10 protein-coding genes are annotated in these 12,780 nt (G+C 33.8%); 9 read left to right on the top strand and 1 reads right to left on the bottom strand.

The features are described 5' to 3' along the window. Positions 1 to 145: 145 nt before the first annotated feature. From P0R33_RS19885 to P0R33_RS19850, 8 genes are all read left to right on the top strand, one after another. Positions 146 to 730: a DUF4202 domain-containing protein gene (locus tag P0R33_RS19885; RefSeq protein WP_276172907.1), complete on the top strand. Its 585-nt coding sequence runs from the start codon at positions 146 to 148 to the stop codon at positions 728 to 730. Between the two features lie 10 nt (positions 731 to 740). Then, positions 741 to 2,549, top strand: coding sequence for an ATP-binding protein (locus P0R33_RS19880; protein ID WP_276172906.1), 1,809 nt, complete (start codon positions 741 to 743; stop codon positions 2,547 to 2,549). Positions 2,550 to 3,072: 523 nt separating this feature from the next. Continuing rightward, complete coding sequence (locus P0R33_RS19875; RefSeq protein ID WP_276172905.1) at positions 3,073 to 3,732, top strand: response regulator transcription factor; 660 nt, start codon at positions 3,073 to 3,075, stop codon at positions 3,730 to 3,732. Between the two features lie 101 nt (positions 3,733 to 3,833). Beyond that, positions 3,834 to 5,318 carry an MFS transporter gene (locus tag P0R33_RS19870; RefSeq protein WP_276172904.1) on the top strand — a complete coding sequence of 495 codons (1,485 nt, stop codon included), beginning with the start codon at positions 3,834 to 3,836 and terminating at the stop codon, positions 5,316 to 5,318. A gap of 95 nt (positions 5,319 to 5,413) precedes the next feature. Continuing rightward, positions 5,414 to 6,682, top strand: coding sequence for an alginate export family protein (locus P0R33_RS19865; RefSeq protein WP_276172903.1), 1,269 nt, complete (start codon positions 5,414 to 5,416; stop codon positions 6,680 to 6,682). Positions 6,683 to 6,818: 136 nt separating this feature from the next. After that, positions 6,819 to 7,184, top strand: coding sequence for a hypothetical protein (locus P0R33_RS19860; protein ID WP_276172902.1), 366 nt, complete (start codon positions 6,819 to 6,821; stop codon positions 7,182 to 7,184). Between the two features lie 112 nt (positions 7,185 to 7,296). Further along, the gene (locus P0R33_RS19855; protein WP_276172901.1) at positions 7,297 to 7,668 is read left to right on the top strand and encodes a hypothetical protein; all 372 of its coding nucleotides are present in this window, start codon (positions 7,297 to 7,299) and stop codon (positions 7,666 to 7,668) included. 2 nt (positions 7,669 to 7,670) lie between these two features. Further along, the gene (locus P0R33_RS19850; protein ID WP_276172900.1) at positions 7,671 to 8,291 is read left to right on the top strand and encodes a class I SAM-dependent methyltransferase; all 621 of its coding nucleotides are present in this window, start codon (positions 7,671 to 7,673) and stop codon (positions 8,289 to 8,291) included. Positions 8,292 to 8,372: 81 nt separating this feature from the next. Here the strand turns inward: P0R33_RS19850 and P0R33_RS19845 are convergent, their stop codons facing one another. Next, on the bottom strand, positions 8,373 to 9,077 hold the full coding sequence (locus P0R33_RS19845) for a Crp/Fnr family transcriptional regulator (RefSeq protein ID WP_276172899.1): 705 nt from the start codon (positions 9,075 to 9,077) through the stop codon (positions 8,373 to 8,375). A 184-nt stretch (positions 9,078 to 9,261) separates the two neighbouring features. On the opposite strand from P0R33_RS19845, the gene P0R33_RS19840 reads away from it, so the two are divergent. After that, positions 9,262 to 12,777, top strand: a complete 3,516-nt coding sequence (locus P0R33_RS19840; RefSeq protein WP_276172898.1) for a nitrate reductase — start codon at positions 9,262 to 9,264, stop codon at positions 12,775 to 12,777. Positions 12,778 to 12,780: the final 3 nt, after the last annotated feature.

Here is a 12,780-nt window from a genome sequence, read left to right as displayed (position 1 = left end):
AATGACAAAACTATCGTAATTACTATTTGAATTAATGCAAGTGAAACGCCTTTAACCGCAAACAAATCTATGTTTCTATGTGTTAAAAAAAACTACCTACAAAAACTTAATTCCGTATCTTTGAAATCTATTATCAAACCAAAAAATGACTACACCTTTTCAAAAAGCAAGCGAATGGATTGATGCTGAAAACGCACAAGACCCAAATATCGAATTAGACCAAAATAAAGAATATCCTAAAGAATTATTGTATTCAAACAGGATGTACGAAAGACTGATGCAGTTTGAACCAAATGCGTCAGAAGAAATTCAGATCGCATCAAAAGCACAGCATATCTGCCGCTGGAAAGTCGCTCGCGAATCGTATCCAATGGATCGTGTTGGCTATTTGAAATGGAGAGAAGAATTGAAAAAATTCCATGCAAAAACTACAGCCGAAATTTTGACAAAAGCGGGTTACAATCAAACATTTATTGATCGCGTTTCATTTTTAATTGAGAAAAAATTACTTAAAAAAGATGCTGAAACTCAATTATTAGAAGATATAATTTGTCTAGTTTTTTTAGAATATTATTTAGAGCCATTCGTTCAAAAACACGACGAAGAAAAACTAAAAAACATCATCAAAAAAACTTGGGATAAAATGTCTGACAAAGGACATCAAGAAGCCTTAAAAATCAATTATTCTGAAGAAAATTTAAACTTAATAAAAGCTTCTTTGGGATTGTAATTTGATTTCTATGAAAAAAAGCAATCAGGAAGAAGATAAAATCACTTTCAAAAATTTACGTCGTCTGTATTTTTTTGCGCTTCTTACTATTGCCTTAACTATAATCGTTAGTCAGTTTTTAGTACAATACAATCTGAATCAACAGTTAAGCGATTCTAAAATCATCAATTTTTCTGGTAAACAAAGAATGCTGAGTCAGAAAATTGTAAAAGAAGTATTGATTTTACACTACGTTTCAGATTCTGCTTCAGATAAAAAAACTTCGCATCTAAAAAGTGTTTTAGCTCTTTGGAAAAAAAATCAAAATGCACTAGAAAATGGAAATGACAGCTTAGCTTTCCCTAAGGAAAAATCAGAAACACTTTCTAAATTATATCTTGAAATCAATCCGATTTTCAATAAAATTGCTCAGACAACAGATTCTTTTTTACTGAATTTAAAGCAGAAAAAGACAACTACTGAAAATCAAAAATTCGTAAACATCATTTTAGAAAACGAAGGCATTTTCCTTTCTAAAATGAATCAGATCGTAACGCAATATGATCTTGAAGCGCACGAAAAAGTAACCGAACAACGCAAAATAGAATACTGGATTTTTGGTTTCACACTTTTGATTCTAGTTTTAGAATTCTTCTTCATTTTCAAACCTACAAACAAAAAAATCGAGCGATTAATTACGCGGCTTTTATCTTCTGAAAAGAAAGCTTTAAAGCTCGCATACGACACAGAAATATTGAGCGAAATCAAAGAAAATTCGGTTAAAGAATTAAAATCGCTCAATTATGCAATGGAAAACACTTTATTGTATTGCCGAATTGCACCCGACGGTTCGATCATTCACATCGGAGAAAAATTTGCCAAATTGCTGAATTATACCAAGTTTTCATCCAATAAAAAATTCTCCGAAGTTTTAACCATTGACGAAAAAGAACAAACCAACTTCGACCGACTAATTTTCGAAAAACAAAGAAGCGGCTGGCAAGGCGAAATCAGTATTTTAAACAAAGAAAACGAAACTATTTGGCTTGATTTGTCAATGGTTCCAGTTATGATTAAAAAAGACGAATTGGAACTTTTAATTGTTTGTTTCAACATCACCGAACGTAAAAAAGCGCAACGAGAAGTTGAACGTTTGAACCTTGAAAACACAACCGAAAAAATCAATCAGCAAAAGATTATTTCGAGTAAAATTGTTGAAAATCAGGAAAACGAACAAAACCGAATTGCTAAAGAAATTCACGACGGAATTGGGCAAATGCTTACGGGGTTAAAATTCAGTTTAGAAAGCATTAATCTCGATGATAGAGAAAAATCAGAACAAAAAATTGAATACTTAAAGAAACTTTCTTTAGACATTATAAAAGGTGTCCGCACGGCAACTTTCAATTTAATGCCTCCAGAATTGAGCGATCACGGAATCGTCTCTTCGCTGGCAAAACTTACGCAGGAACTTTCAAAACTAACCGGAAAAGAAATCCTTTTCTACAACAAAACCGATTTTAATCAGCGTTTAGATTCTTTAATAGAAATCAATATTTACCGTCTTACGCAAGAGGCGATTAACAATGCTATAAAATATGCCGAATCATCACATATAATTGTCGGACTTTCTCATAGCGAAACACTTTTGAGTATTATTATCGACGACAACGGAAAAGGTTTCGACATCAATTCGATCGACAAAAAAAGAAACAGCGAGTCTGGAATGGGACTTTTATTTATGAAAGAAAGAATCCAATACATCAACGGTCGCGTTTTCATCAATTCAATCCCTGGCGAAGGAACGAGAATTACGTTCAACATTCCTATTCTCAAATGAGAAAATTAGTCAATTAGATAATTTTATAAAGTAGCGTAAAAAATTATCTCATTATCAAATTGGCACATTTCTTAATTTTCTAATTGCCACATTAACTAATTATCTAATTAATTAGGGCGAGACACCATCCCGATAAGAGGGCTAATTTACTTTGTCTTTATTCGCCCTCTTATCGGGATACTGTCGGGCTATCCGGGCTACTTCGGTAGCGTCCTCCTATCCCTCTCGCGAGCAAACGGTTTCAAGATATAATCAAGTTCTATTTATCATTTCGAGGAACGAGAAATCTCCACAAGGAGCTCTACAAAGATTGGCGATTTAGATTGCGGAGTTTCTTGTGAGGATTTCTCGTTCCTCAGAATGACAAACTTTTCGCTAAGAAAACTCTTCCGCAATTATAAAATTTGCAAATTCCAACATTAGAAATTTTAATATTGAATTTTAAAATCTAAAAAATTACGTATATTAGCATCTTCTTTTAGATGAATATACGTAAAAATCCAGAATCAAAATTAAGTAAACTATGAGCAATATCATTCGTGTAGTATTGGCAGATGATCATGTTTTTGTTAGAGATGGAATCAAATCTTTATTAGAAAACGAAGCAAACATCGAGGTTGTAGGCGAAGCAATTGATGGGGCAGATGCACTAGAAGTTGTTGCAGCTACTGCACCAGATTTACTTATAGTAGATATTCGTATGCCAAACTTAACTGGTATTGAGGTAGTAGAAAAACTTAGAAGCGAGAACAATAAGATAAAAATCATCATGCTTTCGATGCACGAATCGGAAGAATATGTTTTGAAATCTATAAAAGCTGGTGCCGATGGCTATTTACTAAAAGGATCCTCAAAAGAAGAATTTTTAAAAGCACTTCACAGCGTTGCTGGCGGAGGAAAATATTTCAGCGGTGATATTTCTTCTATTTTAATCGGTCAATTGACTAATTCTTCATCATCATTAGAACCAAAACAAAATCTAAGTGAGGAAATGATGATTACCAAAAGAGAAAAAGAAATTCTGACTCTTTTATTATCTGGAAAAGGAAACAAAGAAATAGCTGAGGCATTAGATATTAGCAAACGTACGGCAGAAGTGCACCGTTTTAACCTGATGAAAAAATTGAAAGTAAAAAACTTAATGGAACTTTCTAATAAAGCGACTGAGTATTCTTTAATCTAGATAAAAAATACGTATAAATACGTAATTATTTTTCAAAAACTGCGTTTTAGCAGGTTTAAACTAAGTTTTAGTACTTATTTTTACATAAAAATATAAGTGCTATGAAAAATACAAACTCATTATCGCAATCACACAAAATTTTATTTTTGAACACATTGGCTTTTACGGTGTGTTTTGCTTGTTGGACTTTAAACGGAGTTCTAGTAACCTTTTTAGTCGATAACGGAATTTTCCATTGGGATGTTATTCAAGTTGGGTGGCTTCTTGGAATTCCGATTTTAACAGGATCAATAATGCGTCTGCCAATCGGAATTTTAACAGACAAATTTGGAGGAAAATATGTTTTTTCTTTTTTACTATTGCTTTGTTCCATTCCGCTTTTCCTTCTTCCCTACGCCGATAGTTTCGCCATGTTTGCATTACTAAGCTTTTTATTCGGAATGGTCGGCACTAGTTTCGCAGTCGGAATTGGTTATACATCAATCTGGTATCCAAAAGAATGGCAAGGGCGCGCATTAGGAATTTTCGGAATGGGAAATGCCGGCGCAGCTATAACAACCTTTTTAGCTCCTTCCCTATTAAATCATTTTTCAATTGAAGATCCGCAAAACGGCTGGAAAACACTTCCTGTAATTTATGCCGTTTCATTAGTCGTAATCGGAATTGCGTTTCTAATTTTTACAGAAAACAAAAAATTAGAAAACAATACCAAAACTATTTCACAAATGCTTACGCCTTTAAAATCAGGAAGAGTTTGGCGTTTTGGAGCCTATTATTTCTTAGTTTTTGGATGCTTTGTGGCTTACTCTCAATGGTTATTACCAAATTTTATGAACGTTTATCAAACCAGTTTGGTTATGGGAGGTTTGTTTGCAACAATGTTTAGTTTACCTTCAGGTGTTATTAGAGCTTTTGGCGGCTATTTATCGGATAAATTCGGAGCAAGGAAAGTAATGTACTGGGTTTTAGGTTCATCTGTAATTTTAAGCGCATTATTATCAATTCCGAAAATGGAAATCACAACTTCTGGACCTGGAATATTGGCGGCTAAAAAAGGGGTTGTAAATGAAATTAGCGACAAAGCCGTAAAAGTGGGAGATAAAGAATATCCGATTACACAAAAGACAGCCAACGCAGCAGAAAATGCTATTTTTCCAACAACATCGAGTTGGCAAGACGTTGTTGTTGCGCACAATCAAAGTGTTGCTAAAAAAGAATTGATTGCAAAAGGAGTCACTGTTATTAAGTTTGATGCCAATATGTGGGTATTTCTAATTTTAGTAATTCTAATAGGTATTTCTTGGGGAATCGGAAAAGCTGCGGTTTACAAACATATTCCAGAATATTTTCCAAATGAAGTGGGCGTTGTAGGCGGAATGGTCGGAATGATTGGCGGTTTAGGCGGATTCTTCGGTCCAATTATCTTCGGCTATTTATTAACTGCAACAGGAATCTGGTCAAGTTCATGGATTTTTATTTTAATCTTTTCAATTGGCTGTTTGGTTTGGATGCATTATACTATAACACAGCTTTCTAAAGAAAAAAAGGTTAAAATAAAACAAGTTGAATTAGAGCCAGCCTATTAAGATAAGATTAAAAAAATATTAGAAATTATGACCTAAATCATAATTAACTACGGCTTTTTCTTATAAATTTACCCTCGATAAAAAATTACCAATTTATGAAAAAACTTCAACTAATTTTATTGCTTATCATTGGATTAAGCTTTGAGATCCAGGCTCAGGAATTAGATGTAAATCTGCAGATTAGGCCACGTTTTGAATACCGCAATGGTTATAAGCAACTTTTACAAGAAGGGCAAAAAGGAACTTCTCAAATATCGCAGCGCTCTCGTTTAAATATTAATTTTAAACAAGAAGATTTAATTGTAAAACTAACTCTTCAAAACACAAGAACTTGGGGAGACGTTGCTCCAACAGCGCTTGCTGATAAAAATGGAGTAGCAGTTTTTGAAGCTTGGGCACAATATAATTTTACAGAAAAATGGAGTGCAAGAATGGGACGCCAAGTACTTTCTTATGATAATCAGCGTATACTTGGCGAACAAGATTGGGGACAGCAAGCGGAAAGCCACGATGCCTTAACAATTTCTTTTCATACAGGAACACAAAAATTAGATTTTGGAGGAGCTTATAATTCAACTGCCGAAAATGTTATTCAAACACCTTACACCGTTGCCAATTATAAAGCGCTACAATATGCCTGGTATCACAATCAGTTCAATGAAAATTTAGGGGTAAGCTTTTTATTGTTGAATACTGGTTATGAATATGCTCCAAATCCAAATCCTGACAACAAATTATTAGTTGATTACAAACAGACTTTTGGACCTTATTTAACTTATAAAAAAGGCAAAATTGACACTAATTTTTGGTTATACGGACAAACTGGAAAAAGTACAGATCAGCAAGTGAGCGCTTGGAATGCGGCGGCTAATTTTGGTTACAATATAACCGAAGCTTTTAAACTTGGTTTAGGTTACGAATTTTTATCAGGAAAAGATTCAAATGACGGAAGTCCTGTAATCAAATCTTTTAATCCGATTTTTGGAACAAACCACGGATTTAATGGTTACATGGATTATTTTTATGTTGGTAATCACCTAAATAATGTTGGTTTACAAGATGCTTTTATTAAATTGAATTACAATGTAAATAAATGGCAATTTGCTTTGATCCCACACGTATTTTTATCTGCTGCGGATGTGGTTACGCCATTAAACGAAAAATTAGATTCGTATTTAGGAACTGAGATTGACGCAACTTTTGGTTATAACTTCAAAAAAGACATAACAGTTACAGGAGGTTATTCTCAAATGTTTGGTTCAAAAACATTAGAATTTATTAAAAATGGAGATGCCAACCACACCAATAATTGGGCTTGGCTAATGATTTCTGTTAATCCTAGAATTTTTAGCTGGAAAAAATAGACATTCTTTAAAATTAGTTTCAAAATTTTACCCTTTTCTTATTTACGGAAAAGGGTATTTTTTTTAACACTTATAAACGATCATATCATTTAATTAATTATATTTGAGCCGATTACGAACCCCAAATTCTATTCTAATGAAACCATTTCTAAAATTATCAATGCTGACTTTTATGGTCACGCAAACTGGTATCGCCCAAAAGTACAACGATGCCTTAATTTCTCAGAACTCAGAAATAAACTTTGCAAAAACGCAAAAAAGAGGAATTAAAAAAAACAACATTATTTATTATGTTGAAAATGACATGCAAACCATATCTGCTTACAAAAAAAGTAAATTGAAATGGCAAACCAATGTAATTTCTGTTTGTGGAGAACCAAAAAAAGGAGAACCAGAAATAAGATATGTAGGTTATAACTCAAATAAACTGCTTATCGTTATCGGAAAACATAATTTTGTAGAAATTGATATTAATAGCGGTACTTCAACGCTTGTTGGTTAAGATTAAAGAAATCTCTAGATATATAAACTGCCCTTTTTCTATTTTGAGAAAGGGTATTTTTTTGGCTTTTAAAACTGTATATTTGATTAACATTTTTTGAACAACTTGCTACATGAAACCGATCATCAAACCTTTAATTTTCATATTGTTTTTAGCGCAATTAAGTTTTGCTCAAACATTTGACACAAAATTGATTTCAAAAGATTCGGAGATAAATTTTACTGAAACACAAAAAAGAGGGATTGAGAAAAAAGGTGTTATTTACTTCGTCGAAAAAGATCAACAAACTATTTCAGCTTATAAAAACAACAAATTACAATGGCAAACAAATGTTATCTTAACTTGCGGAAAACCAAGCGTCGGAGAAGCTAAAATAAGATATATAAAATTTGAGAATTCAAAACTTCACATCGTTTTTGGAAAACATTCTTTTGCTGAAGTTGATATTAAAAATGGTTTAACAAAACTTATTGCCGAAGATTAATTATGAACAATTGGACTAAAAGATGGGACGACCGCTACAAAAACGAAGAATTTGCGTACGGCACAGCACCCAACAATTTCTTAAAAGAACAAATCAAAAAACTAAATCCTAGTTCAATTCTATTCCCTGCTGAAGGCGAAGGGAGAAATGCCCTTTTTGCCGCAAAATTAGGTTGGAAAGTTTCCGCTTTTGATATAAGTGAAGAAGGAAAAAACAAAGCTTTAAAACTTGCTGAATCTAATAACGTTTCGATAGATTATCAAGTTGGAGAATTAGAAACGCTAGATTTTCAGGAGGAACAATTTGATACGATTGCTTTAATTTACGCGCATTTTCCAGCAGCAATTAAATCTAAAATTCACAAACAACTTGATAAGTTTTTACGAAAAGATGGCATTATTATTTTTGAAGCTTTCAGTAAAAAGCATTTAGAATACGTAACCAAAAACGAAAAAGTCGGCGGACCAAAAGACATCGAATCGTTATTTTCGATAGAAGAAATAAAAGCTGATTTTCCTAATTATGAAATCATAGAATTGGAAGAAAAAGAAATCGAACTAAGCGAAGGTTTATTCCATAACGGAACTGGTTCTGTAATTCGATTTGTGGGGAAGAAAAAATAAAAACCATTCGACGCGGAGATGCACTACGGTGCGTCGCTACAAAACTTTGCACCCTTGCTCCTTTGTCACTTTGTCCCTGACTTAAAAATACTTATGCTCCATAATCTCAGATCGAAGTTCTGAAATCCCTAAAATTCCCACACGTTTTCCTTCGGTTTTAATTAACGATTCTTTTTTAAGACTCGACAAAACACGAATTGCTTGTTCTTCAGTTGTTCCTGCAAAATCAGCGATTTCCTTTCGCGAAAGCTCAATATCAATCAAACCGTTGACTTGGCCGAATTTACGATGAATATAAAGCAGTAAATCGACCACGCGTTCACGAACATTCATATGTGCAATTTTTCGAATATTATTTTCGCTTTTGTTTAATTCTTCGGCATAAAACAACATTAAAGCATACGTAAATTCTGGAATCTGTTTTAAAATGTCTAACATCGTTTCATTGCTAAAATTACATAAAACGGTATCTTCTAAAGCGTAAGCTCCGATCAAATACTTTTTACCAGTTCCGAATCCGCGAAAGCCGATTGTATCGCCATTTTTAGTTAGACGTACAATTTGTTCGCGTCCGTTAATGCCAGTTTTCACCGTTTTTACTTTTCCTGAACAAATAAAATAAAGCCCTTGCAATGGCGCACCTTCCGTAATAAACTGTTGCGATTTTTTACACACAAAACTCTGTTTCTTAGCGACATATTGCTTCATTTGCTCTAAATGGAGGTGTTTTTTTATAAAACAATTTTCATTGACACAGCTATAACAAATTGAATGTTCTTCTTTCATGAGTTCAATTTTTGAGCGTGAAACATATTTATTGGTTCTCTTTTCTTGTTATCAAAAATAATAAAAATAAATTTAAAAAATAAGTATTAATACTTAAAAAATACTTATTTTTGTTTTGAGTTAAATAAGTGATTCATCTAAAATCAGAACTTATTAGTTAAGTAGTATCCAAAACCGAATTGTAATGCAAAGTACTAAGATCAAAACTACCTGTTCCTATTGCGGTGTTGGCTGCGGAATAATCGTGACTAACGATGCTAAAAATGGTGTAATGGTCGAAGGAGACAAAGATCATCCCGTTAATAAAGGAATGTTATGTTCTAAGGGAATGAATTTGCACTACGTAGTTAACGATACATCAGATAGAATTTTATATCCTGAAATGCGCGGCAGCAAGCATTATCCGCTAGAACGTGTAAGTTGGGATACTGCATTAGATCGTGCCGCAGCTGTTTTTTCTTCAATTATAAAAAAACACGGACCTGATAGCGTTGGATTTTATATCTCAGGACAATGCTTAACGGAAGAATATTACTTAGTAAACAAATTGGTAAAAGGTTTCTTGAAAACCAATAATATCGATACCAATTCGAGACTTTGCATGAGTTCTGCGGTTGTCGGTTACAAAAAAACTTTTGGAGAAGATTCTGTACCAATTGCTTACGATGATATTGAATTGGCGGACACTTTTTTAATCACAGGTGCAAATCCAGCTTGGTGCCACCCTATTCTTTTCAGAAGATTAGAAAAACACAAAGAAAAAAATCCGAAAATTAAAGTAATTTGCATCGATCCAAGACGAACTGATACAGCTGCTTTTGCCGATTTGCATTTGCAGATTATTCCAGGTTCGGACATTATTTTATATCATGCCATTGCCAAACGTATTATTGAAAAAGGTTATGTAGATCATGATTTTGTAAAGAATAATGCAGAGAATTTCAAACAATATAAAGATCTAGTTTTAGGCACTTCTTTAGAAAAAGCTTCAAAACTATGCGGAATTCCTGTAAACGATATTAAGCTTGCTGCTGATATTATCGGAAAAGCCAAAGGATTTATCTCGCTTTGGGCAATGGGCTTAAATCAAAGTGCGGTTGGCGTGGATAAAAATACTGCTTTACTGAATTTATCTTTATTAACGGGACAAGTTGGAAAACCAGGTTCTGGACCTTTTTCATTAACAGGACAGCCCAACGCAATGGGCGGACGCGAAGTGGGCGGAATGGCAACGCTTTTAGCCGCACATAAAGACATCGCAAATCCAACACATCGTAAAGAAGTTGCCGATTTTTGGGGTGTTGACGAAATTTCAGATAAACCAGGTTTAACAGCTACGGAAATGTTTGAAGCTTTAGAATCTGGAAAAATGAAAGCCGTTTGGATTATTTGCACTAATCCGTTGGTGAGTTTGCCAGATTCTCGAAGAGCCGAAAAAGCGCTCCAAAATGCTAAATTCGTTGTTGTTCAAGATATTTCTCATAATGCCGATACAGCCAAATTTGCCGATTTGCTTTTACCTGCCGCTGGATGGCTTGAAAAAGAAGGGACGATGACCAATTCTGAACGTCGTATTTCTTATTTACCAAAAGGAATTAACGCTCCAGGTGAAGCACTTCCAGATATTGAAATTCTGATTCGTTTTGCTAAAAAAATGAATTTTAACGGATTCAATTTCAACAATGCAGAAGAAATTTATAAAGAACATTGCGCGCTTACCAAAAATACCAATATTGACATTTCATTTTTAAATTATCATCGCCTAAAAACCGAAGGAACTTTTCAGTGGCCAGTTCCAGATTACGGACATCCGGGAACACCGAGATTGTTTACAGATAAAAAATTCTACACGCCGTCTGGAAAAGCGATTTTTAATTTGCCTGTTTCAATCGAAAATACTTCGGTTCAGCCAAACGCAGAATTTCCTTTTATTTTAACAACAGGAAGAATTCGCGATCAATGGCATACGATGACAAAAACAGGAAAAGTTTCGAGATTATTAACGCATATTCCAAGTCCAGTTTTAGAAATAAATCCTATTGATGCTTTTAAAAATGATATTAAAAACGGTGATATTGTTACTGTAACGAGTAAAAATGGAGAAGTTAGAGTAAAAGCAAAAGTTACCGATTCCATCAAAGAAAAAGTGGTTTTTCTACCGATGCATTGGGGAAAACAACTTGAAAATGATTTAAATAGAACGAACAACTTAACAAATACCGTTGTTGATCCAGTTTCAAAAGAGCCTGATTTTAAGTTCACAACTGTTTCTATTTCGAAATATGTAAAACCATTTCAAAAAATTGCAATTGTTGGTGCGGGTGCTGCTTCTTTCCGATTCATTCAAAATTATCGTGAATTTAATAGTACCGATGAAATTATTGTCTTTTCGAATGAGGTAAATCCGTTTTATAATCGTGTTTTGCTTCCCGAATATATGACGGGAGAATTTACGTGGGAACAACTTTTAAAAGTGAGAGACGGCGAAGCTTTTAGCAAATTAAAAATTACGATGAAAGCTGGAGTTGCGATTGAAAAATTAGATGCAACAAAAAAAACAATTTTAGACAGTCAAGGCGAAATTCATACTTTCGATTCTTTAATTCTAGCAACAGGAAGCCGACCTTTTGTTCCCGAAAATGCACAACTGCATCTTCCTGGCCGTTTTACCGTTCGAAGAAAAGAAGATGCCGATCGCTTGAAAAAACATTTAGACAGCACTAATCTTCCGCCAGAAGAACAACATGTTGTAATAATTGGCGGCGGATTATTAGGTTTAGAATTGGCAGCTGCTTTAAAACATAAAAAAGTAAAAACAACGATCATTCAAAGAGCTTCACGCTTAATGGAACGTCAATTAGATCGAATTTCTAGCAAATTATTGGCAGAAGAAGTTCAGCTTCGCGACATTCAGATTTATTTTGATAATGAAGTAAGTACCGTTTTTGAAACAGATAATCCGAATGAAATTGAAATTGCTTTAAAAAGTGGAAAAATCATAACGGCAAATGCGATTGTATACACAATTGGAACTATTCCGAATATAGAAATTGCAAGAGAAAGTGGGCTTTTATGCGGTCGCGGCGTAAAAGTGAATCAGTATTTACAAACTTCAAATCCAGATATTTTTGCCATTGGAGAAATTGCCGAATTCAACAATAAGTTATTTGGAATTACTTCGGCAGCGGAAGAACAAGCCGATATTTTAGCGAATTTCCTTGCGGGCGATATTAGCAGTTATTACAAAGGTTCGATTTTAATGAATATTCTAAAATTAGAAGATATAAACCTCTGTAGTATTGGTGATCTCACAATTCCAGAAAATGATGATTCGTACGAAGAGATTGTTTTTACCGATTTGAAAAAACGTTATTATAAAAAATGCATTGTAAAGGATGATCTTTTGGTCGGAGCAATTTTAATGGGCGATAAAAATGAGTTTGCTGAATTTAAAACTATGATTGAAAGCAAAATCGAATTATCAGACAAACGAAATACGCTTTTAAGAGGAAGTTCAAACACAAAGCCAGTTTTAGGAAAATTGGTTTGTTCGTGCAGTCAAGTTGGCGCTGGAAACATTGAAGAAACCATTAAAAGCGGTGTAAATGATTTCACCGAATTATGCAAAAATACAGGCGCAGGTTTAGGTTGCGGAAGCTGTAAAACGGAAGTTAAGGAGATATTAGCGAAATGCAAATAATTT

This window comes from Flavobacterium sp. YJ01 (assembly GCF_029320955.1).
In the GTDB taxonomy this organism is placed as follows: Bacteria; Bacteroidota; Bacteroidia; order Flavobacteriales; family Flavobacteriaceae; genus Flavobacterium.
The sequence above is the reverse complement of the archived record's forward strand: the minus strand, read 5'-3'. Positions and strand labels throughout refer to the sequence as shown.

Bases quoted from the DNA above. Each gene is read 5' to 3' on its own strand.
- P0R33_RS19885 (WP_276172907.1), top strand. From the start codon at position 146: ATGACTACACCTTTTCAAAAAGCAAGCGAATGGATTGATGCTGAAAAC.
- P0R33_RS19880 (WP_276172906.1), top strand. From the start codon at position 741: ATGAAAAAAAGCAATCAGGAAGAAGATAAAATCACTTTCAAAAATTTA.
- P0R33_RS19875 (WP_276172905.1), top strand. From the start codon at position 3,073: ATGAGCAATATCATTCGTGTAGTATTGGCAGATGATCATGTTTTTGTT.
- P0R33_RS19870 (WP_276172904.1), top strand. From the start codon at position 3,834: ATGAAAAATACAAACTCATTATCGCAATCACACAAAATTTTATTTTTG.
- P0R33_RS19865 (WP_276172903.1), top strand. From the start codon at position 5,414: ATGAAAAAACTTCAACTAATTTTATTGCTTATCATTGGATTAAGCTTT.
- P0R33_RS19860 (WP_276172902.1), top strand. From the start codon at position 6,819: ATGAAACCATTTCTAAAATTATCAATGCTGACTTTTATGGTCACGCAA.
- P0R33_RS19855 (WP_276172901.1), top strand. From the start codon at position 7,297: ATGAAACCGATCATCAAACCTTTAATTTTCATATTGTTTTTAGCGCAA.
- P0R33_RS19850 (WP_276172900.1), top strand. From the start codon at position 7,671: ATGAACAATTGGACTAAAAGATGGGACGACCGCTACAAAAACGAAGAA.
- P0R33_RS19845 (WP_276172899.1), bottom strand. From the start codon at position 9,077: ATGAAAGAAGAACATTCAATTTGTTATAGCTGTGTCAATGAAAATTGT.
- P0R33_RS19840 (WP_276172898.1), top strand. From the start codon at position 9,262: ATGCAAAGTACTAAGATCAAAACTACCTGTTCCTATTGCGGTGTTGGC.